Below are 25,768 nucleotides of genomic sequence, written 5' to 3'. Positions count from 1 at the left end.
AGCGTCGGAGACATGCAGCAGCCTCCTTTCGACGCCGCGCCGATGGCCGCGCGGGTCCAGAACCTCACCAAGACCTTCGGGGCCGGCGAATCGCGCGTCCACGCGTTGGACGACGTCACCATCGGCCTCCGACGGGGCGAGTTCACGGCGATCATGGGCCCGTCCGGTTCGGGCAAGTCCACCCTCATGCACGTGATGGCGGGATTGGATGCCGCGACCTCGGGCCGCGTGTTCGTCGGCGACACCGAAATCACCGGTCTCAGCGACCTCGAGCTCACCGTGCTCCGTCGCTCGCGTGTCGGCTTCGTCTTCCAGTCGTTCAATCTCGTGCCGACGCTCGACGTGCTGGGCAACATCACGCTGCCGTTCGAGCTGGCCGGCCGATCGCCTTCGCCCGAGGCTCGACGCCGCATCGACGCGCTCGTCGAGTCGATGGGACTCGGTGACCGCCTGCGTCATCGCCCTCACGAGCTCTCCGGCGGTCAGCAGCAGCGCGTGGCCATCGCCCGGGCCTTGGCGACCCGGCCCGATCTGATCTTCGCCGACGAGCCGACCGGCAATCTCGACTCCCGCACCGGCCGCGAGGTGCTCGCGCTGCTGGGCGCGGCGAGCCGGGAGCACGGGCAATCGATCGCGATGGTGACGCACGATCCCGTCGCCGCCTCGCACGCCGACCGGGTGATCTTCCTCGGTGACGGCCGCGTCGTGGCCGACACCCCCCGCCAGAGCGCGGAGGCGATCTCGGCCTACATGCTCTCGTCCGAGGTCGGGGCGTGAGCGTCGTCGCCGAGCGGCCGGTCGGGGTGTCGCGCCCCCGCCGCCTGCCGCGCGCGGAACGCGGCCTGGGGGCATCGGTGCTCGTGGCCGCGATCTCGAGCGGCTTCGGTACGCTGCTCATCGCCGCGACGGGGTTCATCGGTGCGTGGCTGCTGGCCGCGCCGTACCTGGCGGGCCGCGAGAGCGTCGTCGCGGTCGTGGCGATCCTCAGCACGCTGCTGGTGGGCGTGGCGATGTTCGTCGCGGCGATCGTCACCACCAACACGTTCGCGACCATCGTCGCCGGGCGGACGCGGCAGATCGCTCTGATGCGCCTGATCGGGGCCTCGGCCCGATCGGAGCGGGCGCGCGTCGCTCGTCAGGGCCTCGTCGTGGGAGCCGTCGGTGCCGTCATCGGGCTGGGCGGCGGCACCGCGGTCGCGGCCGTGCTTCTGCCGGTGGCGCGTACCGTCTGGGGGATCGACGTGGGCTACGCGCTCGTCCAGCCGATGCTGGCCGCTCCCGCGGTGATCGTGACGCTCACGACGTGGGCCGCGGCCTGGGCGGGCTCGCGCCGGGTTCTCGAGGTGACCCCCCTGCAAGCGATCTCCGGGGCGACCGAACGCAATCGGAACGAGGCCGTCGGCGGTCGCGGTCGTCGCATCGCCGCGGGGATCCTCTTCGTCGGCGGCACCCTGGTGCTCGCGGCGGGAATCACCCTGGGCCTGCTGTCCCCCCTCGGCGTGGTGGTGGCGTTCGTGGGCGGCATCTTCTCCTTCACGGGACTGAGCCTCGGTGCGGCGGTGATCATGCCGCCTCTGCTGCGGGTGACCGGGCGGTTGTTCGGGCGATCCGCCGAGGCGCGCTTGGCGGCCGAGAACGCCCTGCGCTACCCGGAGCGCTCGAGCCGTATGGCGATCGGGGTCGTGATGGGCGTCACCCTGGTGACGATGTTCGCGGTCGCCTCGCAGTCGGCCCGCGAGGTGCTCATCACCTCGGGCGGCGGCGAACCCCCGGAGGAACTGCTGTCACTCATGGACACCTTCGCCGCGATCATGATGTCGCTCGTGGCGGTGTCGGCGGTGATCGCCGCCGTCGGCCTGGTGAACCTGCTCACCCTCGGGGTGATCCAACGGCGCCGGGAACTCGGCCTGTTGCGCACCCTGGGGTTCGCCGCCCCGCAGATCCGCCGGATGGTCCTGCTCGAGGCGGCGCACCTCACCGTGACCTCGGTCGCGCTCGGTCTCGTGCTCGGCGTGGTCTACGGCTGGGCCGGGGCGCAGTCGCTGCTCGGCTCGATCGGCGTGCCGCCGCTGTTCTCGTCGCCCACGTTGATCCTGCCGAGCATTCCCTGGGCGACCGTAGCGATCGTCGCGCTGGCGACGGCGCTGCTCACCGCCGTCGCCGCCGTCACACCCACGCGCCTGGCCACCGCGGTGTCGCCGATCGACGCTCTCGCGGGCGACTGATCGGTCTGCCCCGGGTTCACGCGCCGTCGTTCAGACCAGTAGCTGATGCTTCGCGAGGTCGCGATACAGCGGAGTGGATGCCACCAGCTCGCTGTGCGTGCCCTGGCCCACCACCCGGCCGTTCTCGAGGACGACGATCAGGTCGCTGTCGACGACGGTCGACAGGCGGTGCGCGATGACCAGCAGCGTGCGGTCGGTCGCCACGGCGTCGATAGCCTCGCGCATGCGCTGCTCGTTGACGCCGTCGAGCGACGAGGTCGACTCGTCGAGCAGGAGCACCGGGGGAGCGGCCAGCAGGGCGCGCGCAATCGCGAGGCGCTGACGCTCTCCGCCCGAGAGCATCACGCCGTCCTCGCCCACCGGTGCGTCGACGCCGAGGGCGTTGCGCTCGAGCACGTCGCCGAGGTTCACCGCGCGTAGGACCCGCTCGCAGTCCGCATCGGTGGCGTCGGGCGAGGCGAGGCGGAGGTTGTCGGCGATCGTACCGGCGAGCGTCGGGGCGTCCTGCTCGACGTAACCGAATCGGGCGCGCAGCTCCGTGCGCGCGAGATCACGGGCGTCGGTTCCGTCGATCAGGATCGCGCCGCTCGTCGGGTCGTAGAAGCGTTCGACGAGGGAGAGGATCGTGCTCTTGCCCGCGCCCGAGGGGCCGACGAGCGCCACTCGCGCTCCGCGCGGGACGGTGAACGACACCCCGCGCAGCACCTCGCGGTCGCTCTCCGGCTCCGCATCGCCGGCATCCAGGTGCACCTCGGCGAGCACCGAGCGCGCTTCCTGCGCGGCGGCCTCTCGCGCCTTCACGACGTGATCGGGGTAGCGGAAGCGCACGTCGCGGAACTCGACGGCCGCGGCATCCGTCATCGGAGAGGCCGCCGAGGGTCGGTCGTCGTCTTCTTCGAGAGGAAGGTCGAGCACCTCTTGGATGCGACCGAGCGCCCCGAGCGCCTGGTTCACCGAGGTGATGGCCCCGATCGCCGAGGCGAGCGGCTGCACGAGAAGGAACAGGAAGATCACGAACGTGACGAGCGATGCGACGTCGATGGCCCCGGATGCCACGCGGTACCCGCCGACGCCGAGCACGACCAACAGCGAGACCTGGAGGGCGACGAAGGCGATCGGCACGATCAGCGCCGAGACGCGCGCGATGCGCACTCCCGCCGCGTAGGCGGCGGTGGCGTTCTCGGTGACGGCGGCGATCTCGCGCTCGGTGGCGCCCGACGCGCGGATCGTGCGGATCGAGCCCACCGCCCGCTCGACGCCCGACGACAGCTCGCCGACCTTGGCCTGCTGGACGGCGGAGGCCGCGCGGATGCGTGTGCTCAGCAGCACGACCACCGCGAGCGAGGCGCCCACGACCACCACGATGAGCACGAGCAGCAGCGGGTCGATGAACGCCATCGCGATGACGGCACCGACGAGGATGAGCGCGTTGCCCACGGCATCCGCGAATCCCTGCGTGAGCACCGCGTACAGCAGCGTCGTGTCGGTGCCCACGCGCGAGACCAGATCGCCCGTCCGGCGGGCGTCGAACTCGCTGATCGGCAGGCGCAGGATGCGCCCGATCAATCGGCGTCGGCTCGAGAACACGACCGCGGTACCGGTGCGCTGCAGCAGGTAGTGCTGGAACCCGGAGATGACCGACGACAGCACCACGAACGCGACCAGCAGCCAGACCAGCGCCCCGAGGGGAACGGCCTCTTGCACGCGCGAGATGACCTGGCCCACGAGCAGCGGCTGCGCGAGGGTGGCGGCGGCGCCGAGGACGCTCAGCACTCCGACGACGATGAGCGTGCGCGTGTGTTCGAGAAGGAAGGGCAGCAGCTGACGGAACGACGCGCGCGGGCCCTCGGGCACACGGCGACCGCGCCGACCGCGCGCGGGAGCGGGAACGGACATGCTCACCTCGGGAAGAAAATGGGGTGCTTCGACCGTACCCCGCGCCATCGATCCCGTCGGTCGCGTTCCTCGCCGGTGAACAGAACACCGGATGCCACGAGGCTCAGGCCCCGCGGCATCCGGTGTGTCGAGAGCAGACGCGTTACGGCGCGGTCGCTCCCGCGGCGATGTTGTCGTCGTAGTCGACGTCCTTCGTCTCGGGCGAGAGCACGAGCGCGACGAGGGTCAGCACGCCCATGGCCGAGAGGTACAGGCCCACCAGCCACGGGTTGCCGTTTCCGGCCGCCCACAGCGCCACGGCCACGATCGGCGCGAGGGCCGCACCGAGGATCGACGAGACGTTGTACGAGATGGCCGAGCCGGTGTAGCGGGTGTTGGTCGGGAACAGTTCCGGCAGGACCGCGCCCATCGGGCCGAACGTCGCCCCCATGAGCAGGAAGCCGAACACGAGGAACGCCTGCACGAGGGCGCCGGTGAACTTCGCATCGGCGGCGGGCAGGAGGAACACCGAGAACAGCAGACCGAAGACGATGATGCCGATCGTCACGCCGATCAGCAGTCGCTTGCGGCCGATCGCGTCGGCGACCGGGCCGGAGAGCATCGTGAAGACGCCGAAGAACACCACACCGATGATCTGCATGATGACGAAGTCGGTGTAGCCGAAGCCGAGGCCGGGGACGTAGGTGGCGGCGTTGAACGCGGTGCCGGCCTTCTCGGCCGCGGCGGCCGCGCCCTCGGCGGTGGGCTTGGTGCCGTACGACAGGGTGAAGCTCGTCATGAGGTAGAAGAGCACGTAGGTGGCCAGCATGATGAAGGTGCCGAGGATCAGCTGCTTCCAGTTGCGGCGGATGACCTCGCCGAGCGGGAACTTGCGGATCGCGCCGCTCTTCTCGGCCTTCGCGAACGACTCGCTCTCGACGAGCTTGAGGCGCACGTAGAGACCGACGATGACCATCACGGCCGAGAACAGGAACGGCACGCGCCAGCCCCAGGTGAGGAACTCCACCGACCGCTGCGCCGTGCCGTCGGGGTGCGGCAGCGCGAAGTTGATGACGAGGAACACCGTGTTGGCGATGATGAAGCCGATCGGGGCACCCAGCTGGGGGAACGTGCCGAACAGGGCGCGCTTGCCCTTGGGGGCGTTCTCGGTCGCGACCAGGGCCGCGCCCGACCACTCGCCACCGAGCGCGAAGCCCTGCGCGAGACGCATGACCAGCAGCAGCACGGCCGCCCAGACACCGATCTCGTTGAAGGTGGGCAGGCAACCGATGAGGAAGGTGGCGACACCCATCGTGAGCAGAGAGGCCACGAGGGTCGCTTTGCGGCCGAAGCGGTCTCCGAAGTGGCCGAAGACGATCGCGCCGAGGGGGCGCGCGACCATGGCGGCGCCGAACACGCTGAACGACAGCAGCAGTGAGGTGGTCTCGTTGCCGGTCGGGAAGAAGAGGATCGGGAAGACGAGGACCGCGGCCGTGGCGTACGCGTAGAAGTCGTAGAACTCGATCGTGGTGCCGATGAGGCTGGCGGTGATGACGCGCGAACGGGGATTCGCGGGCGCTGCGGCCGATCGGGTGGAGGGAGAGGAGATGGTCATGACTGCCTGACGAGAAGGTCGATCAATCGCGTCCGGGATGGGGCGCAGCGGTGGCGCGCCGCGATCACGGGGGTGGGTGTGAGCGGGTGCGCGAAGGAGCACCGGGAACGTCCCCGAGTGAGGGGCGTCTAGACCCTCCAGTCTATGCGCGCGCTGAGCGGCCGCCGAACGGCGCCGGAGCTGTCGTCAGTGCCAGACGACCGCGAGCCCGGCGTTGAGCAGAGCCAGGATGCCGATGGGCCAGAAGATCGCGGGAGGAAGGGTGCCCGTGCGCTTCTGACGAGCCGAACCGATGCCCAGCAGCGCGCCGATGACGATCAGCACGACGAGCTTGACGCCGATCTTGGCGTAGTTGAGGTCGTGGTCGAGGCCCCACGGCGCAGAGAGGGCCAGGCCGGTGACCAGGGAGATGACGAGCGCGTAGCTCATCAACGGCGTCACGCGCGTGCGGCGGGCCACGGCCTCGACGACCCAGGCGCCGAAGAGGACGGCGAACCCGACGAGGTGGACGAGGACGACGACGCTGCGCAGGATCTCCATACCGGTCAGGGTAGGGATGCTGTGCCCTCGCCGCCAGGAAGGGGCGCCTCACCGTCGGGCGTCGCCGCGGGGGTGGGGCGGGGCGGAGAATGTGCAGCGGGGCAAACATCGTCCGCCCCGCTGCACATTTCGCGCCCCTCTGCCGTGCGTGAGCCCGGGCGCCGCGGACCGGGTTCAGCCGCGCAGGTCGCGCAGCACGAGGGCGGTGCGGATGGCGGCATCGGCCGCCTCTTCGCCCTTGTCTTCCTTCGAGCCCTCGAGGCCGGCCCGGTCGAGGCCCTGCTGCTCGTCGTCCAAGGTCAGCACGCCGAAGCCCACGGGCTTGCCCGCATCGAGGGCGACGCGCGTCAGGCCGTCGGTCGCCGCGGACGAGACGAACTCGAAGTGCGGCGTCCCGCCCCGGATGATCACGCCGAGGGCGACCACGGCATCCGCCCCGCCCTCGAAGGCCGCGCGAGCGGCCACGGGCAGCTCGAACGAACCGGGCACGCGCACGACGCGGTACGTCGCGCCGGTGGCGTCGAGCACGCGCTTCGCTCCGGCGATGAGGCCGTCGGTGATCACGTCGTGCCAGGTGCCGGCGATCACGACGACGTTCAGACCCGACGCGTCGACGCCGCCGGTCTCGGGTGCTCCACTGCCGGCCATCAGGCGCTCTCTTCCTTCATGTGCGCGAGGGCGTCGCGCAGGTCGTCCTCGGCGATGATGTGGCCCATGCGGTCGCGCTTCGTCTCGAGGTACTGGTGGTTGTTGGGTCCCACGCCCACGAGCAGGGGAACCTGTTCGACGACGTCGAGACCGAAGCCGCGCAGCTGCGCGACCTTGTCGGTGTTGTTGGTCAGCAGGCGCACCTTGTCGACCCCGAGGTCGGCCAGGATGCCGGCGGCCGCGGCATAGTCGCGCGCATCGGCGGGCAGGCCCAGGGCGAGGTTGGCGTCGACGGTGTCGAGGCCGCGCTCCTGCAGGTTGTACGCGCGCAGCTTGTTGATGAGGCCGATGCCGCGACCCTCGTGACCGCGCATGTAGATGACGATGCCGCCGTCGCGGTCGATCGTGTCGAGTGCCGCCTCGAGCTGGGGGCCGCACTCGCACTTGAGCGAGCCGAACGCCTCGCCGGTCAGGCACTCCGAGTGCACGCGCACGAGCGGTGCCTTCTCGATGAGGTCGCCCGAGACCACCGCGAGGTGGTCGGTGCCGGTGATGCGGTCCTTGTAGGCGAGGAAGCGGAAGGTGCCGTGCGAGGTGGGGACGTTCGACTCGGCGCGCAGGCTCACGCGGCGGCGCGCGGGGGCGGTCGCCGGCAGCGGATCGGTGTCGTTCAGGTAACCGATGAGCTGCTCGATCGTGATGACCGGGATGCCGTCGCGCTCGCCGAGCTCGAAGAGTCCGGGCAGCCGCATCATGCTGCCGTCTTCCGCGACGACCTCGGCGATCGCGCCGACCGGCTCGAGACCCGCGAGACGCATGAGGTCGACCGCGGCCTCGGTGTGACCGGCGCGTTCGCGGACGCCGCCGTCGACGGCGCGCAGCGGCAGGACGTGACCCGGGCGGATGACGCTGGTGGGAGTCGCCTCGGGGTCGGCCAGCACGTTCAACGTGCGCGCGCGGTCGGCAGCGCTGATACCGGTGGTCACACCGGTCGCGGCGTCGACGCTCACCGTGTACGCGGTGCCGCGGGCGTCCTGGTTGACCTCGACCATGGGCGGCAGATCGAGGCGGTCGGCCCATTCGGCGGGCATCGGCGCGCACACGTAGCCGCTCGACCACCGGACGGTCCAGGCGAGGGCCTCGGGGGTCGCCAGCTGCGCCGAGAGGATGACGTCCCCCTCGTTCTCGCGGTTCTCGTCGTCGGCGACCAGGATCGGGCGACCCTGACGAAGGGCCTCCAGGGCCTCGGGGATGGTGGACAGGCTCATGCGGAGCCCCTCTCGGTCGATGCGGCGGCGGCCGCGGGATTCTGTGTCGTACGGAAGGCGAGCATGCGCTGCACGTGGCGCGCGAGGATGTCGGTCTCGAGGTTGACGGGGGTGCCGGCCTCGGCGCGGCCGAGCGTGGTCGCCTCGAGGGTCTCGGGGATGAGCGACACCTCGAGCCAGGGCTCGGACTCGTCGGCCTCGCTGACGGCGCTCACGGTGAGCGAGACACCGTCGATCGCGATGGATCCCTTGTCGACCACGAGGGGCGCGAGGTGAGCCGGGATGCCGACCCGCACGACGCTCCACTGGGCTCCGGGCCGCACCTCGCGGACGACGCCGGTGCCGTCGATGTGCCCCTGCACGATGTGACCGCCCAGGCGACCGTGGGCGGCCGTGGCTCGCTCGAGATTGACCGGGCGTCCGGGGGCGACTCCGGCGAGAGTCGACATGTCGAGGGTCTGCTTCATGACGTCGGCGGTGAACCAGTCCTCGCCCTGATCGACGACCGTGAGGCACACGCCGCTGACCGAGATCGAGTCGCCGTGGCCGGCATCCGACACCGACAGGGGGGCGCGCAACGTCAGCCGCACGCCGTCGCCCGAGGGCTCGACGGCGGTGACGGCACCGATCTCTTCGACGATTCCGGTGAACATCAGGCCACTCCTTCGTTCTCGCCCGCGGTCGCGGGCACAGTCTCGGGGCTTCGGGGCCCGGGCACGGCCGGGCGGGCGACGATCAGGAGGTCGTCGCCGAGGGAGGTGACGGATGCCACCGACAGGCGCTTCGCGGCATCGATGCTCGGCACGCCCACGTCGCCGAGCGCGAGGCGCGAACCCCCGAGCAGCACGGGCGCGATGTAGACGAGAAGTTCGTCGGCGAGGCCCTCGCGCACGAATGCGCTCGCGAGGGTCGGGCCGCCCTCGACGAAGACGCGCTGCACGCCCTGCTCGGCGAGGTCTCCGAGCACCGCATGCAGGTCGTGCGTCGAATAGAACAGGGGGTCGCGCGGGTGACGGCGCACGGCGGCATCCGAAGCCGTCTCGCTCTCGCCGACGATGACGGGCATCGGCTGGTCTTCGAGGAGCGACCCGTCGTCCGCCCTCGCGGTCAGCGCGGGGTCGTCGGAGCGTACGGTGCCAGTACCCGCGACGATCGCATCGGCCTGTGCGCGCCGCGCGTGCACGTCTCGGCGGGCGTCGGGTCCGGTGATCCACTGGCTCGTTCCGTCGGCAGCGGCGGCGCGACCGTCGAGGCTTTGCGCCCACTTCACCGTGACGTGTGGGCGGCCCGTGCGCTGCAGGTGGGTCCAGTCGCGCACGAGCTGTTCGGCGGCATCCGCCTCGGGGCCCGATTCGACGTCGACCCCGGCGGCGCGCAACCTGTCGGCACCGCCCGACGCCGCATCGGTCGGGTCGTCCAGGGCGTACACGACCCGAGCGATACCGGCTTCGATGAGCGCGAGAGCACACGGCCCGGTGCGACCGGTGTGATTGCAGGGCTCGAGGGTCACGACGGCGGTGGCGCCGCGCGCGGCATCCGGAGACAGCTGCGACAGGGCGTCGACCTCGGCGTGCGCGGTCCCGGCGCCCCGGTGGTAACCCTCGGCGAGGATGTCACCGGCGGGGGAGAGGATGACGGCACCCACCTGGGGGTTCAGCCCGCGCGGGCCGCGCCGGGCGAGCTCCAGCGCTCGCCGCATGGCGTCGATCTCGACGGCGGATGCCATTTCCTTGTCCTTCCCGCGGAATCGGGGCAGGGCCAGCGGGAAGGCGCGTCGCGCCATCCGTGCTGCCTCCTATCCGGACTAGCGACGGATACCCGTCGCATCACCGTCGGTCCCGGAATTCCACCGGATCGGCCCCACCGCCGGAGCGGAGGGGTTCGCGGACTATCACCGCCGGTTCGGATTCTCACCGACCCCGGAGCACGTTGTTGCACTTCTGATCCTACTCAACGTGCCTTCGGCGGTTTCATTCCCGGTCATACGGCGACGTTTCGAAAGCAGCCGGCGGTCGACGCCCCGACCTACTTGAGCAACCGCGACAAGCGCCGGTCGGCCAGGAGCTTGCCGCCGGTCTGACACGTGGGGCAGTACTCAAGCGAGTTGTCGGCGAAGAACACGCTGCGCACCTCGTCGCCGCACACGGGGCAGGCCTCGCCGCGGCGTCCGTGCACTCGCATGCCGCGACGCTTCGCATCTTTCAACTCGGCGGGCGGCTTGCCGCGGGCCGCGGTGATCGCCTCGGCGAGAGTGGTCGTCATCGCCTCGAACAGGCGATCGACCTCGTCGTCGGTGAGGTTCGCTGCCAACGCGTACGGCGACATCTTGGCGGCGTGCAGGATCTCATCGGAATAGGCGTTGCCGACTCCCGCGATGATCGACTGATCGCGCAGCACGCCCTTGATCTGCGTACGGCGCCCGTGGAGGAGAGCGCCGAACTCGGCGCGACCGAAATCGTCGTCGAGCGGATCGGGGCCGAGCCGGGCGATGCCGGGTACCTCCGCCGGGTCGGTCACCGCGTAGACGGCCAGCGACTTCTTCGTTCCTGCCTCGGTGAGGTCGAAGCCCGATCCGTCGTCGAAGCCCACGCGCAGCGCGATCGGAGTCTTGCCGGGTTTGATGAGGGTCGTCGGCAGTGCGTCGTACCACCGCAGCCAGCCCGCCTTGGCGAGATGGAAGACGAGGTGGATGCCGCCGTCGGTCGCCACGTCGACGAACTTGCCGTGCCGCTCGACGGCCGTCACCGGGGCGCCGACCAGATCGGTCAGGGGCGGGTCGTACGTCTTGAGGGCGTTGATGGCCGACACGGTGGCTTTGTCGACGCGAAGCCCCGCGAGTCGCCCCCGCAGGAACTCGACGAGCCCCTCGACCTCTGGCATCTCCGGCATGGGCCCATGGTGCCACCGACCCCCGACATCCGGTCGGGCCTTGCGGCCGGCCTAGATCACGGGCCAGGGCTGCCGGTCGCGCCGGTCGGTACGCAGCAGACCGGCCACCCACAGGTCCGACCGGCCGAGCGAATTGACGTGCGCCTGCCGCAGCAGGCCCTCGTAGCGGAAGCCGAGCGAGCGCGCGACGCGCGCCGACCCGAGGTTGCCGACGACGGCGCGCCACTCGATGCGGGCCAGTTCCGGACGCTCGGGGGAGAAGGCCCAGTCGACCACGGCTCGAGCCGCTTCGCTCGCGATGCCGCGCCCCCGCACGGTCGACGACACCCAATACCCGATCTCCGGGGCGCCGCTCGGCAGCTTGGCCAGGCCCACCATCCCGACGAGGCGTTGCTCGAGCCGGATCGCCCACGTCGCCTCCGACCCCTCGGCCCACCAGCCGTGCGCGAGCTCGACGAATGCTTCCGCATCGGCGAGCAGATACGGTGACGGCACCGTCGTGAACCGCTGGATCGCGGCATCCTGGCACTCTTCGTGGATGACGGCGACGTCGCTCACGCGCGGCGCCGACAGCTCGAGGCGGGCGGTGCGAAGGATCTCCGGTTCCATGCGGCCACGCTACCGGCGGCGGCGGACGGGTCTCGCCCCACCTCGGTGTCGGAGAAACGCGTCGGAATCGGATGCCATGAGCCCCGGCATCCGATTGCGGTGCGGTTATCCGATTCCGATGCGCCCGCCCCGGCGGCGCGGACGACGACGCCCGCACGAGCCGAGAGGTCGCGCGGGCGTCGGAGGGGAGGGGTCAGCCGCGGCGCAGCAGACCGATCCGGTCGTACACATCCGTGAGGGTCTTCTCGGCGACGGATGCCGCCTTGCCGGCGTTCACCGCCAGCACGCGGTCGAGCTCGGCGGGGTCGTCGAGCAGTTCGAGGGCGCGGGTGCGCACGGGCTCGAACTCGTTCACGACCACCTCGGCGAGGCCCTTCTTGAAGTCGCCGTAGCCGCGACCGGCGTACTCGTCTTCGATCGAGGAGACCTCGCGGCCGGTCAGGGCCGAGTAGATCACCAGCAGGTTCGAGACGCCCGGCTTCTCGTCGCGGTCGAAGCGCACCGCGCCCTCGGAGTCGGTGACGGCGCGCATGATCTTCTTCGCGCTGACCTTCGGGTCGTCGAGCAGCCACAGCACACCGGCGTCGGACTCGGCCGACTTCGACATCTTCGACGTCGGATTCTGCAGGTCGAAGATGCGGGCGGTCTCACGTCGGATCACGGGCTTGGGCACCGTGAAGGTCTCGCCGAAGCGCTGGTTGAAGCGCTCGGCGAGATCGCGCGTGAGCTCGATGTGCTGCTTCTGGTCGTCGCCGACGGGCACCACATCGGTCTGGTACAGCAGGATGTCGGCGGCCATGAGCACCGGGTAGGTGAAGAGGCCGACGTTGGTGGCATCCGTGCCGTAGCGCGCCGACTTGTCTTTGAACTGGGTCATGCGCCCGGCCTCGCCGAAACCGGTGAGGGTCGAGAGCACCCACTGCAGCTCGGCGTGCGCCGGCACGTGCGACTGCACGTACAGGGTCGAGCGCGAGGGCTCGATGCCGGCGGCGATGTACTGGGCGGCGGTGCGGCGGGTCTTCTCGCGGCGCTCGGCGGGGTCGCCGGGCTGCGTCAGGGCGTGCAGATCGACGACCGAGAAGAAGGCGTCGTACTCGTCCTGGAGGTCGCGCCACTGCAGCAGGGCTCCGATGTAATTGCCGATCTGGAGGCTGTCGGCGGAGGGCTGCATTCCGGAGTAGAGGCGCTGCTGGGTCACCCCTCGATCCTAGGCGTCGGGCGGCCGGGCGTTCGCCGAGGGATCCGTGCGCCGAGGTGAGACGGGGGAGGGATGCCGACGGACGCCCCGCCTCGGCCGGCCTCAGGCCCCGAGCGTGTAGTCGACGATGACGGGGGCGTGGTCGCTCCAGCGAGTGTCGTACGAGGGGGCGCGCTCGACGCTGTACGACGTGACGCGCTCGGCCAGGGCGGGCGTGGCGACGTGGTAGTCGATGCGCCAGCCGCTGTCGGTGTCGAAGGCCTTTCCGCGCATCGACCAGAACGTGTACGGCCCGTCGACCTCGCCGACGGCGTGGCGCCCGACGTCGATCCAGCCCAGGCCCGCGCCCGTCGAACCGTCGACGCCCTCGACCTGCTCGCCCTCGGGTCCGAAGAAGCGGTCGAAGTACGCGCGCTCACGGGGGAGGAAGCCCGCGTTCTTGCGGTTGCCCCGCCAGTTCTTGATGTCGAGCTCGCGGTGACCGACATTGAGGTCGCCCACCACCAGTGCCAGCTCGCGCTCGGCCTTGAGCTCGACGAGGCGGCGTTCCATGGCATCGAGGAACAACCACTTGGCATCCTGCTTCGGGGTGTCGACCTCGCCGCTGTGCACGTAGGCGCTGACGATCGTGACGGTCTCGCCGTCGATGTCGAAATCGGTCTCGATCCATCGGCCGGAGGCGTCGAGCGGCTCGGGACCGAGGTGCGTGCGGGTCTCGACACCGGGGAGGCGGCTGATGATCGCCACGCCCGCGCGGCCCTTCTGCAGCGCCTCGTCGTTGACGATCTCCCACCCCGGCAGGGCCTCAGCCAGCTGCTCGGCGGTCGCCCGCACCTCCTGCAAAGCCACGATGTCGGCGCCCGAGGCGTCGAGCCACTCGGTCATGCCCTTGCGGACGGCGGCACGGATGCCATTGACGTTGACGGAGACGATGCGTACGGAACGAGCCACCCGTCGAGCCTAACGAAGGCCTCCGACATCGAGGTCGCACGCGGCGGTGGCGGGGTACTGCTCAGTCGGGGATGAGCGACACCCGACGCGGCGCGGGGACGTCGGCCCGGGCCCGTGCCAGCTGCTTCTCCGCCGAGCGGAGGGCGCGCTTCGCGCGCCAGCGCCACGGCCACCGCGACATCGCGAGGTGCTTCTCGGCCTCGCGCACCCCGACCTGGGCGGCGATGACGAGGGCCGCCTGTTCCATCGCGAGTCGGTCCTCGGGGGAGCGCAGGGGAACGTCGCGGTCACTCGCGGACACGGCGATCCACGCGGCGGAGACGAGGATCACGATCCCGATGAAGCGGAACCACAGCAGGAACCCGATGAGCACGGCGAAGGTGGCCAGCAGAGGGTTCGACGGCGTGTAGACGAAGAGGAAGCCGGCGGCGACCTGCAGCACGACCATGCCCGTGGCGCCGACGATCGCGCCCGGCCACGTGCGTCGCCAGGTCAGGGTCGTGCCGGTGAGGAAACGGAACAGCGAGGCGAGCGCGACGGTGTTCACGCCGAAGGCCACGACGAGCGACACGACCCGCGCGCCGACCGACCAGCCGAGGGTCTCGCGATCCCACCCGATGAAACCGAACACCAGGTCGACGGCACCGGTGGTGATCGAACCGAGCAGCGCGCCCACGAGGAGGGCGATGCCGAAGAGGAGCGACGCGACGAAGTCGCGGGCCTTCAGCAGCACGTAGTTGCGCAGATCGAAGGGGAGGCCGAAAGTATCGCGTACGGCTCGGCGGGTGAACGTGACGAACCCGATCGCCGTCCACACGACCACCACGACGGCCACGACACCCGTGATCGTGAGGAGTCGACCGCTCTCTTGAGCGACGGCCTCGACCTGGTCACGGTCGACGAGGCCGTTCTCGCTGATAATGCCGGGGATGTAGCTGTTGACGATGTGGATGAGGCCGTCGATCGCGGTCTTGCTGCCGCCGAGCCAGATGCCGACGCCGGCGAAGGCGAGGTACAGGGCCGAGAACACGGCGAACAGCCCCTGGTAGCTCATGCCCGCGGCGAGCAGGAACCCGTTGTGCTGCAGGAAGTGCCGCCAGACCCGGATCGGGAACCACTGCGCGATCCGAGCCGCACGGGCGATCGGCTGGTCGAGGCGCTCGCGCACGGCGGTCTGCGCCGCCTCGAGCCGGTCGCGCAGCGACGCGTCGTCGTCGCGCACCGCGGGAAGCGGCCGCGGGTCGTGGCGGGTCTCGGTCACCGGGAAAGCCTAATGAATGGATGCCGTGACACCCGCGTCGCGCAGAGCTCACGGCATCCGGGATGTCAGGGCCGCTCACGCCGAACGGCGGGGCGCCGAAGCGCACCCGCCGTTCGCGAGGGGGAGGGGTCAGCGACCGCCGCGGAGGACGGCCTGCTTGACCTCGGCGATGGCTTTGGTGACCTCGATGCCGCGGGGGCACGCCTCGGTGCAGTTGAAGGTGGTGCGGCAGCGCCACACGCCCTCTTTGTCGTTGAGGATGTCGAGACGCACGTCTCCGGCGTCGTCGCGCGAGTCGAAGATGAAGCGGTGCGCGTTGACGATCGCGGCGGGGCCGAAGTACTGGCCGTCGGTCCAGAAGACGGGGCACGACGAGGTGCACGCGGCGCACAGGATGCATTTGGTGGTGTCGTCGAACACCTCGCGGTCGACGATCGACTGCACGCGCTCCTTGCCGGGCTCGGGCTTCGAGTTCGAGATGAGGAAGGGCTGCACCTCGCGGTAGGAGGCGAAGAACGGCTCCATGTCGACGATGAGGTCCTTCTCGAGGGGGAGCCCCTTGATCGCCTCGACGTAGATCGGCTGCGAGATGTCGAGATCCTTGATCAGGGTCTTGCAGGCCAGGCGGTTGCGGCCGTTGATACGCATCGCGTCGGAACCGCAGATGCCGTGCGCGCACGAGCGGCGGAACGACAGCGAACCATCGACCTCCCACTTGATCTTGTGCAGCGCGTCGAGCACGCGGTCGGTGGAGTACAGCTCCACGTCGTAGTCGACCCAGCGCGGCTCGTCGTCGACCTCGGGGTCGAAGCGGCGGATGTTGAAGGTGACCAGGAACGACTGGATCCCGGTGTCTTCGGGGGTCTCCGCGACCTCGTCCGAGGTGTCGACCTGTTCGATGACGGTGGATGCCATCTCAGTACTTCCTCTCCAGCGGCGGGTAGCGGAGCTCCCCGGCCTCGTTCTTGGTGAACACCACGGGCTTCCAGCCGAGTTCGATGTGATCGGCCGGGTGCGACGAGTGGGGGTCGCCCGACAGGTACGCCATGGTGTGCTGCATGTAGTTCTCGTCGTCGCGCGTGGGGAAGTCGTCGCGCATGTGACCGCCGCGGCTCTCTTCACGGTTCTGCGCGGAGTACACGACGACCTCGGCGAGGTCGAGCAGGAAGCCCAGCTCGACGGCCTCGAGGAGGTCGGTGTTGAAGCGCTTGCCCTTGTCGTCGACGTGGATGTTCTTGTAGCGCTCGCGCAGGTCCGCGATCACGTCCATGACGTGGGCGAGGGACTCGTGCGTACGGAAGACCTGCGCGCCCTTGTCCATCTCGTCCTGCAGCGTCTTGCGGAGCACCGCGATGCGCTCGGTGCCGCTGTTGTTGCGCAGGTCCTCGATGAGGCCGCGCACCTCCGCGGCGGGGTCCTCGGGGAGCGGCACGAAGTCGGCGGTCTTGACGTACTCGACGGCGTTACGGCCGGCGCGCTTGCCGAAGACGTTGATGTCGAGCAGCGAGTTGGTGCCCAGGCGGTTGGAGCCGTGCACCGAGACGCACGCGCACTCGCCGGCGGCGTAGAGGCCAGGAACGACCGTGTCGTTGTCGGCGAGCACCTCGGCCTTGATGTTGGTGGGGATGCCGCCCATCGCGTAGTGCGCGGTCGGCATGACCGGCACGGGCTCGACGACCGGGTCGACGCCCAGGTAGGTGCGGGCGAACTCGGTGATGTCGGGGAGCTTCGTCTCGAGGACCTCGGCGCCCAGGTGGGTGCAGTCCAGCAGCACGTAGTCGCGGTGGGGACCGGCGCCGCGGCCCTCTGCGACCTCTTGCACCATGCAGCGGGCGACGATGTCACGGGGGGCGAGGTCCTTGATGGTGGGGGCGTAGCGCTCCATGAAGCGCTCACCGCTCGCGTTGCGCAGGATCGCACCTTCGCCGCGCGCACCCTCGGTCAACAGGATGCCGAGACCGGCGAGGCCGGTCGGGTGGAACTGGAAGAACTCCATGTCTTCCAGCGGCAGGCCCTTGCGCCAGACGATGCCCACGCCGTCACCGGTGAGGGTGTGGGCGTTCGAGGTGGTCTTGAAGATCTTGCCGAACCCGCCGGTCGCGAAGATGACGGCCTTCGACTGGAAGACGTGCAGCTCACCGGTGGCGAGGTCGTACGCGACGACGCCGGCCACCTGCGTCTTGCCCGCGGCATCCTTCACCGTGATGAGGTCGAGCACGTAGAACTCGTTGAAGAAGTTGATGCCGAGCTTGACGCAGTTCTGGAACAGCGTCTGGAGGATCATGTGGCCGGTGCGGTCGGCGGCGTAGCACGCGCGACGCACGGGGGTCTTGCCGTGATCGGCCGTGTGGCCGCCGAAGCGACGCTGGTCGATCTTGCCCTCGGGCGTGCGGTTGAACGGCAGGCCCATGTTCTCGAGGTCGATGACGGCGTCGATGGCCTCTTTGGCGAGGATCTCCGCGGCATCCTGGTCGACGAGGTAGTCGCCGCCCTTGATGGTGTCGAAGGTGTGCCACTCCCAGGAGTCTTCCTCGACGTTGGCGAGCGCCGCCGCCATGCCGCCCTGCGCCGCACCGGTGTGCGAGCGGGTGGGGTACAGCTTCGAGATGACGGCGGTCTTCGCGCCGGGTCCGGCCTCGATGGCCGCGCGCATCCCGGCGCCGCCGGCGCCGACGATCACGACGTCGAACTGGTGGTAGTGGACGCCGTCCTTGACGATCGAGTCCGAAGCGGTCTGAGTGCTCACGTGTGCAATACCTCTGCTGTCAGGGGAAAGGAGGGATGCCGTCGGCTCACGCCGCCTGGCACACGTCCCACAGGGAGCTGCTCTCGGTCACACCGAGGCAGGGGTCGAAGGTGAAGACGACGAGGGTGCCGAGCAGGATGAGGAATCCGGCCGAGGCCCACAACGACCCGATGAGGATCTTGCGGACGGTGGCGTTGCCGACGTAGTCGTTGACGATCGTGCGCATGCCGTTGGCGCCGTGGATGAGGGCCAGCCACAGCATCAGGACGTCCCACCACTGCCAGAAGGGCGAGGCCAGCTTGCCCGCGACGAACGCGAAGTCGATCTGGTGGATGCCCTCGCCCGTCATGAGGTTGACGAAGAGGTGGCCGAAGATCAGGACGATCAGCAGCACGCCGGAGGCGCGCATGTAGATCCAGCCCCACTTCTCGAGGTTCGAGCCCTTCTTGCGCACGCTGGGCGTGCGGGGCGCGGGGATCGTGGCGGCTTCTTGGGCGACGGACATCAGTGGCTCCCGGTGACGGCGCTGAAGACGTTGATGAGGTGGCGCGGCGTGAAACCGAGCATGGTGACGACCCAGAGGCCGAGCACGCCCCACCACAGCTGGCGCTGGTGGCGCGTTGCCCAGGGCCAGAAGTCCACGAGGATGATGCGCAGGCCGTTGAACGCGTGGTAAGCGATCGCGCCGACCAACGCCACCTCGCCCAGACCCATGATCGGGTTCTTGTAGGTGCCGATGACCGCGTCGTAGGCCTCGGGGGAGACGCGGATGAGCGCCGTGTCGAGGATGTGCACAAGGAGGAAGAAGAAGATGGCGACACCGGTGATGCGGTGCAGAACCCACGACCACATGCCTTCGCGGCCCCGGTAGAGAGTGCCGCGGGGCCTCTTCGAGGTGGTCTCTTTCACCGACGGCGTGGCACGTGCTGGTGCTGACACGGTCGTCCTCCCTGATCGAACACGGTGTGGGGCCCGCACGGGCTCCCAGCGTCACACGGGCGCCACTGAATACTACGTCCGGCCTATGAACGGCGGGGATTAGGGCCGCCTAAGACTCTCTCGATATCGAGATATCTGCGGATGCCGCTCGCGTCGGCGCCGGCCCGTGCGGAGCCTCCGTGTGCTCGCAGGTGCGACCGCTAGGGTCGGAGCCATGGCAGACCCCGCTATCGACGACTTCTACGCCGTGATCCCCGCCGGAGGGATCGGCAGCCGCCTCTGGCCCCTCTCGCGCGCCGACGCGCCCAAGTTCCTGCACGACCTGACCGGGTCGGGGCAGACCCTGCTGCGCGACACCTGGGACCGGCTCGCCCCGCTCTCGGGCGAGGGGCGCATCGCGGTCGTCACCGGCCGTGCCCACCGTGCCGCCGTCGAGCGCGAGCTTCCGGGTGTGCCCGACCACAACGTCTTCCTCGAGTCCGAGCCGCGCGACTCCTCGGCCGCGATCGGCCTCGCCGCGGCCATCCTCGTCCGTCGTGAGCCCGACGTCATCATCGGCTCGTTCGCGGCCGATCACGTCATCCGGCAGACCCGCCAGTTCGAGTTCGCCGTGCGCCAGGCCGTCGCGGTCGCGCGCGAGGGATACATCTGCACGATCGGCATCCAGCCCGCCGAGCCGTCCGTCGGATTCGGCTACATCAAGCAGGCCGGCGAGCTCATCGTCGACGGCGCCCCCGAGGCCTACCTGGTCGAGCGCTTCGTCGAGAAGCCCGACCTCGACACGGCGAAGGAGTACTTCGCCGACCGGGCGTACCTCTGGAACGCGGGCATGTTCATCACCCGCGCCGACGTCCTGCTCGCCGAGCTCGCCGTCAACGAGCCCGAGCTCCACGCGGGTCTGCTCGAGCTCGCCGAGGCGTGGGACGACCGCGACCGTCGCGGCCCCGCCGTCGACCGCATCTGGCCGGGCCTGAAGAAGATCGCGATCGACTACTCGGTGGCCGAGCCCGCCGCCGAGAAGGGCCGCCTCGCGGTCATCCCGGGGCACTTCGACTGGGACGACGTGGGCGACTTCGCGAGCCTGTCGAAGCTCAACTCCTCGGGGGGTCGGAACGAGCTCGCGATCCTCGGCGAGGACGCGCGCGTGCTCTCCGACGCCTCCAGCGGCATCGTCGTCTCGCAGACGAAGCGCGTGATCAGCCTCATCGGCGTGCGCGACATCGTCGTGGTCGACACGCCGGACGCCCTGCTCGTCACCACGAGCGAGAACGCCCAGCGCGTGAAGGGCGTCGTCGACGCGCTCAAGCTCACGGGTCGAGGCGACGTCCTCTAGCGCCGACGCTCGAAAGGTTCTGAGACCGGATGCCACACTTCGTGGCATCCGGTCTCTCGTTTGGCGTGATGTGTGGCGGGGGCGTGACGCGAGATTGCGTCTTTGTAACCATTGGCGCGCGCGGGGGGTCCCGGCACGCAAGCGCGGCGACACAGTAGGTAACGTGACGGGATCGTCCCTCAAACCCGTTGGGGGCATCCGTCTTGGAGGACCATTCGTGAAGACCACGAAGAAGGCCGTCGTCAGCGGCCTCGCCATGATCGGCGCCGCCGTGCTGCTCGCCGGTTGCGGCGCTGCGCCCGAGAGCAACGGCTCGACCGCTGCGGCCGGGGGAGACCTCGTCGAGGGCTTCACCCCTTGCATCATCTCGGACGACGGCGGCTGGAACGACCGCTCGTTCAACCAGTCGGCCAAGGAAGGCATCGACAAGGCCGCCAAGGAGCTCGGCGTCAAGGCGATCGACGTGGAGTCGAGCTCGGCCAACGACTACGCCCCGAACCTCGAGAACCTCGTCGCCGAGGGCTGCACGTTCATCGTCGCGGTCGGCTTCAAGCTCAGCGCCGACACCGTCGCGTCGGCCAAGGCCAACCCGAACCTGCAGTACGCGATCATCGACGACCGTGCCGACACCGACAACGACGGCAAGACCGACGCGCCGAATATCAAGCCGCTGCTGTTCGACACCGTCCAGGCCGCCTACCTCGGTGGATACGCCGCCGCCGCCTACTCCGCCGAGAACGGCGTCAACAAGGTCGGCACCGTCGGTGGCATCCCGATCCCGCCCGTCACCATCTTCATGGACGGCTTCGTCGACGGCGTCAAGAAGTACGACGAGGACAAGGGCGCCAGCGTCCAGACCTTCGGCTGGGACGTCGCCGCGCAGAACGGCTCGTTCACCGGTGCGTTCGCCGCTAATGACGCGGCCAAGCAGGCCGCTCAGGGTCTGCTCGACCAGGGCGTCGACGTGCTCCTGCCCGTCGGTGGCCCGATCTACAGCAGCGCCGCCGACGCGATCCGCGACAGCGGCTCGAAGAGCGTCATGCTCGGTGTGGACTCCGACCTGGCCAAGGCCGACCCGAACGTGTCGGACCTGGTCCTGACCTCGATCCTCAAGCGCATCGACACCGCCGTGTACGACTCGGTCACGCAGGCCGCCAAGGGCGACTTCGACGTGACGCCGTACGTCGGCACCCTCGAGAACGACGGCGTCGGCCTGGCCGACTTCAACTCGAAGTTCACCCTGCCTGCCGGTCTGCAGGACGAGCTGTCGGCTCTGCGCGAGCAGATCGTCTCCGGCTCGCTGAAGGTCACCTCGCCCAGCTCGCCGTAAGCAGCACGTCTCGCGTCGCGGTCGCTCGGACCAGGAGTCCGGGCGGCCGTGGCCGTGAGGCCCAGAGAATCAGCCGCGGTCACTCGGACCAGGAGTCCGGGCGGCCGCGGCCGTGAGGCCCAGAGAATCAACCGCGGTCGCTCGGACCAGGAGTCCGAGGGACCGCGGTTTCTTTCCGTCTTCTTAACGTCTTCGAATAGGGTGCACAGCATGAAGCTCGAGCTCCGCGGCATCACCAAGCGGTTCGGGTCCCTGGTTGCGAACGACCACATCGATCTGGTCGTCCAGTCTGGTGAGATCCACGCTCTCCTCGGAGAGAACGGTGCCGGTAAATCCACACTCATGAACGTCCTCTACGGCCTGTATCAGGCCGAGGAGGGCGAGATCCTGCTGGACGACGTCGTCCAGCGCTTCCGCGGCCCCGGCGACGCCATGGCCGCGGGTATCGGCATGGTGCACCAGCACTTCATGCTCATCCCCGTCTTCACCGTCGCCGAGAACGTCATGCTCGGTCACGAGAACACCAAGGCCCTGGGTGCGCTCGACCTGAACGCGGCTCGGAAACACGTCCGCGACGTGGCGCAGCGTTTCGGGTTCGAGGTCGACCCCGACGCCCTCGTCGGTGACCTGCCCGTGGGCGTGCAGCAGCGCGTCGAGATCATCAAGGCCCTGTCCCGGGATGCCAAGGTGCTCGTGTTCGACGAGCCCACGGCCGTGCTCACTCCGCAGGAGACCGACGAGCTCATGGGCATCATGCGTCAGCTGCGCGATGAGGGCACGTCCATCGTGTTCATCACGCACAAGCTCCGCGAGGTGCGCGAGGTCGCCGATCGCATCACGGTCGTCCGCCTCGGCAAGATCGTCGGCGAGGCCGAGCCCACGGCGAGCAACGGCGAGCTCGCCTCGCTCATGGTGGGGCGCGCCGTCGAGCTGACCGTCGTCAAGGACGCACCGAAGGCGGCGGCATCCGGCGGTCTGACGGTGCGCAACCTGCGCGTCGTGACCGCGGACGGCACCGTCGTCGTCGACGACGTCGACCTCGACGTGCGGCCCGGCGAGATCCTCGCTGTCGCCGGTGTCCAGGGCAACGGTCAGACCGAACTCGTGGAGGCCATCGTAGGTCTCGCCGAGGGCGTGACGGGCACCGTCGACCTCGACGGCGCCGACCTCGTGGGCAAGAGCGTGCGCGCGATCCTCGACGCGGGCGTCGGATTCGTTCCCGAGGACCGCAAGGAAGACGGACTGGTGGGCGGCTTCTCCGTCGCCGAGAACCTCATCCTCGACCGCTCCTCCGATTCCGCGTTCGTCTCCGGCGGCACGATCAAGCGCGCCGCGCTCACCGCCTTCGCTCGCGACCGCATCGCGGAGTACGACATCCGTACCCAGTCGGCATCCACCCCGGTCGGAACCCTCTCGGGCGGCAACCAGCAGAAGGTCGTCATCGCCCGCGAGATGAGCCGTCCCCTGAAGCTGTTCGTCGCCGCCCAGCCCACCCGCGGCGTCGACGTCGGCTCGATCGAATTCATCCACAAGCAGATCGTCGCCGCGCGCGATGCGGGCGTGCCCGTGATCGTCGTGTCGACCGAGCTCGATGAGATCGCCGCCCTCGGCGACCGCATCGCGGTCATGTACCGCGGCGGCATCGTGGGCATCGTGCCGGGGAACACCCCGCGCGAGGTCCTCGGGCTCATGATGGCGGGCGAGCAGCCCGCGGAGGAGACAGCGTGAGCGGCCACAACCCGAGCACGGGCGCGACCGGGGACGCAGGTCTCCCGCCCGAGCAGCTGCCGACCGCATCGGGGCCGTTGACCGGCCACAGCCCGGCCGAGACGCCCGCGCCGCCCCGCACGAACCAGTTCCTCACCGAGCTGCTGCGTTCGTCGTGGATCACGACGCTCCTCGCCGTCGTCGCGGCGATGATCGTGGGTGGCATCCTGATGGCGGCCACGAATGACCAGGTGCGCGAGACCTCCGGCTACTTCTTCGCGCGGCCCGGCGACATGCTGGGCGCGATCTGGAACTCCGTCTACGGCGGGTACGAGGCGCTGTTCCGCGGTGCGGTCTTCAACTCCCGCGTCTCCGACTTCGGCGCGCAGATCCGCCCGCTCACGAACACTCTCGGGTTCGCGGCTCCGCTGATCGCGGCCGGTCTCGGCGTCGCCCTCGCGTTCCGGGTGGGACTGTTCAACATCGGTGGGCGCGGTCAGATCCTCATCGCCTGCGCCTTCGCCGGTCTCATCACCTTCAACCTCAACCTGCCGATGATCATCCAGTTGCCGCTCACGCTCGTCGCGGGTATCGCGGGTGGAGCGATCTGGGGCGGCATCGTCGGCCTGCTGAAGGCGCGCACCGGGGCGCACGAGGTGATCCTCACGATCATGCTCAACTACGTCGCCTACTACTTGGTGACGTGGATGGTGCGCACCCCGGGACTGCTGCAGCGTCCCGCGGGCGACCAGCCGATCTCGGCGGCAACACCCGCCAACGCCCAGTTCCCCAAGCTCCTCGGGCCGCAGTTCCCCCTTCTCGACCTCGGCTTCGTGCTCGTCGTGATCGCCACCGTGTTCGTCTGGTGGCTCATGGAGCGCTCGAGCCTCGGTTTCCGCCTGCGCGCCGTGGGCGAGAACCCGCACGCGGCTCGCGCCGCCGGCATCTCGGTGCCCCGCATGTACGTCTACGCGATGCTCTTCGCGGGAGGTCTCGCGGGTCTCGCCGGTATGAATCAGATCCAGGGCGCGGTGACCACGGGCTTCGACGGTCTCATCGACTCCGGCATCGGCTTCGACGCCATCACCGTGGCCCTCCTCGGCCGCAGTCGTCCGTGGGGCGTGTTCGCCGCCGGCATCCTGTTCGGGGCTCTCAAGTCGGGTTCGTTCACGATGCAGGCGTCGCAGGGGATCCCCGTCGACATCGTGCTCGTCGTGCAGGCCCTCATCGTGCTCTTCATCGCGGCCCCGCCGCTGGTGCGCACGATCTTCTTCCTCCCCAAGAGCGAGGCCGAGCGCGCGGCCAAAGACCGGGCCAAGGCGGCCAAGAAGGCGGTGGCGGCATGACCGCGACGCATCTCGCGGATGACGCGATCCAGCTGACCACGGTGCGCGTGCGCCACATCAAGCTGGCCGTGAGCCTGGCGGTCGTGACCGTGCTGCTCGCCCTGCTGTTCGCCCTCGTCCCGCGTGACGGGCAGAGCACCTTCCGCCTCGGCGATCCGGCCTCGAACATCGACCTCGGCAGCGTCGCGGTGCCCACCGCGATCACCAGCTGGGGCGTGCTCGTGCTGCTCGTGCTCCTGGCCGCCTGGTCGGTTTGGGACGCGGTCGGCTACCGCCGCACCCCGCTGTGGCTGCCGATCGCCTTCGGCGCGCTGGCCGTGTTCGCCTTCCTCGTGTGGGCGGCGGCCGACGGCCTCGTTCCCGTCACCGGGCTGCTGTTCGGAGCGCTCTCGCTCTCGGTCCCGCTCATCTTCGGTGCCCTCGGCGGAGTGATCGGCGAGCGGGTCGGTGTCGTGAACGTCGCCATCGAGGGGCAATTCCTGTTCGGGGCGTTCAGCGCCGCGCTCGTGGCATCCCTCACCCGCAACCCCTTCCTGGGTCTCGTCGCGGCCATGGTCGGCGGCGTCCTCGTGGCCTTCGTGCTCGCGGCCTTCTCGATCAAGTACCTCGTCGACCAGGTGATCGTCGGTGTCGTGCTGAACGTGCTCGTCACCGGCCTCACCGGCTTCCTCTACGGCGCGCTGCTGGTCCCGAACGAGGACGTGCTGAACCGCCCGGAACGCTTCCCCCGCATCGAGATCCCCCTGCTGGGGGACATCCCGATCATCGGACCGGTGCTGTTCAACCAGACGTTCATCGTCTACCTCATGTACGCCGTCGTCGCGGTGGTCGCGTGGGGCCTGTACCGCACGCGATGGGGCCTGCGCCTGCGCGCCGTGGGCGAGCACCCCCAGGCCGCCGACACCGTCGGCATCAAGGTCAACGCGAGCCGCTTCTGGAACGTCTCGCTCGCCGGGGCGATCGCCGGTATCGGAGGTGCGTACTTCACCCTCGTGTCGGTGGGTCAGTTCACCAAGGAGATGACCGCGGGCCTCGGCTTCATCGCCCTCGCCGCCGTCATCTTCGGGCGCTGGGACCCGATCCGCGCGACGCTCGCCGCGCTGCTGTTCGGTTTCGCGACCAACCTGCAGAACCTGCTGACGGTGCTGCGCACCCCCATCCCCAGCGAGTTCATGCTCATGCTGCCCTACATCGTGACCATCATCGCGGTGGCGGGTTTCGCCGGCCAGATCCGGGGCCCCGCAGCCGCCGGAAAGCCCTACATCAAGGGCTGACCCCCCCTTCCCTT

23 protein-coding genes are annotated in these 25,768 nt (G+C 69.5%); 7 read left to right on the top strand and 16 right to left on the bottom strand.

Annotated elements, in window-relative coordinates:
• Positions 1-12: 12 nt before the first annotated feature.
• Together DEU35_RS02875 and DEU35_RS02870 are read left to right on the top strand one after the other, a co-directional pair.
• Complete coding sequence (locus DEU35_RS02875; protein ID WP_181904554.1) at positions 13-777, top strand: ABC transporter ATP-binding protein; 765 nt, start codon at positions 13-15, stop codon at positions 775-777.
• Positions 774-2,225 (top strand): ABC transporter permease, encoded by a 1,452-nt coding sequence (locus tag DEU35_RS02870; RefSeq protein ID WP_258027859.1) that lies wholly within the window; start codon positions 774-776, stop codon positions 2,223-2,225. The genes DEU35_RS02875 and DEU35_RS02870 overlap by 4 nt, the downstream gene beginning before the upstream one ends.
• Before the next feature lie 30 nt (positions 2,226-2,255).
• Here DEU35_RS02870 and DEU35_RS02865 read toward each other — a convergent pair whose 3' ends face one another.
• The 16 genes from DEU35_RS02865 to sdhC all read right to left on the bottom strand — a co-directional run bounded on the left by DEU35_RS02865 (position 2,256) and on the right by sdhC (position 18,764).
• Positions 2,256-4,121 carry an ABC transporter ATP-binding protein gene (locus DEU35_RS02865; RefSeq protein ID WP_103206570.1) on the bottom strand — a complete coding sequence of 622 codons (1,866 nt, stop codon included), beginning with the start codon at positions 4,119-4,121 and terminating at the stop codon, positions 2,256-2,258.
• A 142-nt stretch (positions 4,122-4,263) separates the two neighbouring features.
• Positions 4,264-5,715, bottom strand: coding sequence for an MFS transporter (locus DEU35_RS02860; protein WP_116238551.1), 1,452 nt, complete (start codon positions 5,713-5,715; stop codon positions 4,264-4,266).
• A 186-nt stretch (positions 5,716-5,901) separates the two neighbouring features.
• On the bottom strand, positions 5,902-6,255 hold the full coding sequence (locus tag DEU35_RS02855) for a Fe-S protein (RefSeq protein ID WP_103206568.1): 354 nt from the start codon (positions 6,253-6,255) through the stop codon (positions 5,902-5,904).
• A 174-nt stretch (positions 6,256-6,429) separates the two neighbouring features.
• Complete coding sequence (gene ribH, locus DEU35_RS02850) at positions 6,430-6,903, bottom strand: 6,7-dimethyl-8-ribityllumazine synthase (protein ID WP_103206567.1); 474 nt, start codon at positions 6,901-6,903, stop codon at positions 6,430-6,432.
• Complete coding sequence (ribA, locus tag DEU35_RS02845; protein WP_116238550.1) at positions 6,903-8,171, bottom strand: GTP cyclohydrolase II; 1,269 nt, start codon at positions 8,169-8,171, stop codon at positions 6,903-6,905. The genes ribH and ribA overlap by 1 nt, the downstream gene beginning before the upstream one ends.
• Positions 8,168-8,824, bottom strand: a complete 657-nt coding sequence (locus DEU35_RS02840; RefSeq protein ID WP_116238549.1) for a riboflavin synthase — start codon at positions 8,822-8,824, stop codon at positions 8,168-8,170. Before DEU35_RS02840 ends, ribA begins: the two co-directional genes overlap by 4 nt.
• Positions 8,824-9,897: a bifunctional diaminohydroxyphosphoribosylaminopyrimidine deaminase/5-amino-6-(5-phosphoribosylamino)uracil reductase RibD gene (gene ribD / locus DEU35_RS02835; RefSeq protein ID WP_116238892.1), complete on the bottom strand. Its 1,074-nt coding sequence runs from the start codon at positions 9,895-9,897 to the stop codon at positions 8,824-8,826. Before ribD ends, DEU35_RS02840 begins: the two co-directional genes overlap by 1 nt.
• A gap of 299 nt (positions 9,898-10,196) precedes the next feature.
• Positions 10,197-11,060, bottom strand: a complete 864-nt coding sequence (locus tag DEU35_RS02830) for an Fpg/Nei family DNA glycosylase (protein WP_116238548.1) — start codon at positions 11,058-11,060, stop codon at positions 10,197-10,199.
• 51 nt (positions 11,061-11,111) lie between these two features.
• On the bottom strand, positions 11,112-11,669 hold the full coding sequence (locus tag DEU35_RS02825) for a GNAT family N-acetyltransferase (RefSeq protein WP_103206562.1): 558 nt from the start codon (positions 11,667-11,669) through the stop codon (positions 11,112-11,114).
• A 193-nt stretch (positions 11,670-11,862) separates the two neighbouring features.
• On the bottom strand, positions 11,863-12,867 hold the full coding sequence (trpS, locus tag DEU35_RS02820) for a tryptophan--tRNA ligase (protein WP_103206561.1): 1,005 nt from the start codon (positions 12,865-12,867) through the stop codon (positions 11,863-11,865).
• 102 nt (positions 12,868-12,969) lie between these two features.
• Positions 12,970-13,818: an exodeoxyribonuclease III gene (locus DEU35_RS02815; protein ID WP_103206560.1), complete on the bottom strand. Its 849-nt coding sequence runs from the start codon at positions 13,816-13,818 to the stop codon at positions 12,970-12,972.
• Between the two features lie 61 nt (positions 13,819-13,879).
• Complete coding sequence (locus DEU35_RS02810) at positions 13,880-15,079, bottom strand: YihY/virulence factor BrkB family protein (RefSeq protein ID WP_180993366.1); 1,200 nt, start codon at positions 15,077-15,079, stop codon at positions 13,880-13,882.
• A 129-nt stretch (positions 15,080-15,208) separates the two neighbouring features.
• On the bottom strand, positions 15,209-15,994 hold the full coding sequence (locus DEU35_RS02805; RefSeq protein WP_103206559.1) for a succinate dehydrogenase iron-sulfur subunit: 786 nt from the start codon (positions 15,992-15,994) through the stop codon (positions 15,209-15,211).
• Position 15,995: 1 nt separating this feature from the next.
• Positions 15,996-17,825, bottom strand: a complete 1,830-nt coding sequence (gene sdhA, locus DEU35_RS02800) for a succinate dehydrogenase flavoprotein subunit (protein WP_116238547.1) — start codon at positions 17,823-17,825, stop codon at positions 15,996-15,998.
• Positions 17,826-17,871: 46 nt separating this feature from the next.
• On the bottom strand, positions 17,872-18,330 hold the full coding sequence (locus DEU35_RS02795) for a succinate dehydrogenase hydrophobic membrane anchor subunit (RefSeq protein ID WP_103206557.1): 459 nt from the start codon (positions 18,328-18,330) through the stop codon (positions 17,872-17,874).
• Positions 18,330-18,764: a succinate dehydrogenase, cytochrome b556 subunit gene (gene sdhC / locus DEU35_RS02790; protein WP_013583715.1), complete on the bottom strand. Its 435-nt coding sequence runs from the start codon at positions 18,762-18,764 to the stop codon at positions 18,330-18,332. Before sdhC ends, DEU35_RS02795 begins: the two co-directional genes overlap by 1 nt.
• 214 nt (positions 18,765-18,978) lie before the next feature.
• On the opposite strand from sdhC, the gene DEU35_RS02785 reads away from it, so the two are divergent.
• From DEU35_RS02785 to DEU35_RS02765, 5 genes are all read left to right on the top strand, one after another.
• Entirely contained in the window at positions 18,979-20,097 is a 1,119-nt protein-coding gene (locus DEU35_RS02785) for a mannose-1-phosphate guanylyltransferase (RefSeq protein ID WP_103206556.1), read from the top strand.
• 256 nt (positions 20,098-20,353) lie between these two features.
• On the top strand, positions 20,354-21,427 hold the full coding sequence (locus DEU35_RS02780; RefSeq protein ID WP_103207067.1) for a BMP family protein: 1,074 nt from the start codon (positions 20,354-20,356) through the stop codon (positions 21,425-21,427).
• 210 nt (positions 21,428-21,637) lie between these two features.
• Positions 21,638-23,155 carry an ABC transporter ATP-binding protein gene (locus DEU35_RS02775; RefSeq protein ID WP_116238546.1) on the top strand — a complete coding sequence of 506 codons (1,518 nt, stop codon included), beginning with the start codon at positions 21,638-21,640 and terminating at the stop codon, positions 23,153-23,155.
• Positions 23,152-24,480, top strand: coding sequence for an ABC transporter permease (locus tag DEU35_RS02770; protein ID WP_103206554.1), 1,329 nt, complete (start codon positions 23,152-23,154; stop codon positions 24,478-24,480). Before DEU35_RS02775 ends, DEU35_RS02770 begins: the two co-directional genes overlap by 4 nt.
• On the top strand, positions 24,477-25,754 hold the full coding sequence (locus tag DEU35_RS02765) for an ABC transporter permease (RefSeq protein WP_116238545.1): 1,278 nt from the start codon (positions 24,477-24,479) through the stop codon (positions 25,752-25,754). The genes DEU35_RS02770 and DEU35_RS02765 overlap by 4 nt, the downstream gene beginning before the upstream one ends.
• Positions 25,755-25,768: the final 14 nt, after the last annotated feature.

The sequence above is a fragment of the Microbacterium sp. AG157 genome (genome assembly GCF_003385695.1).
GTDB lineage: Bacteria > Actinomycetota > Actinomycetes > Actinomycetales > Microbacteriaceae > Microbacterium > Microbacterium testaceum.
The sequence above is the reverse complement of the archived record's forward strand: the minus strand, read 5'-3'. Positions and strand labels throughout refer to the sequence as shown.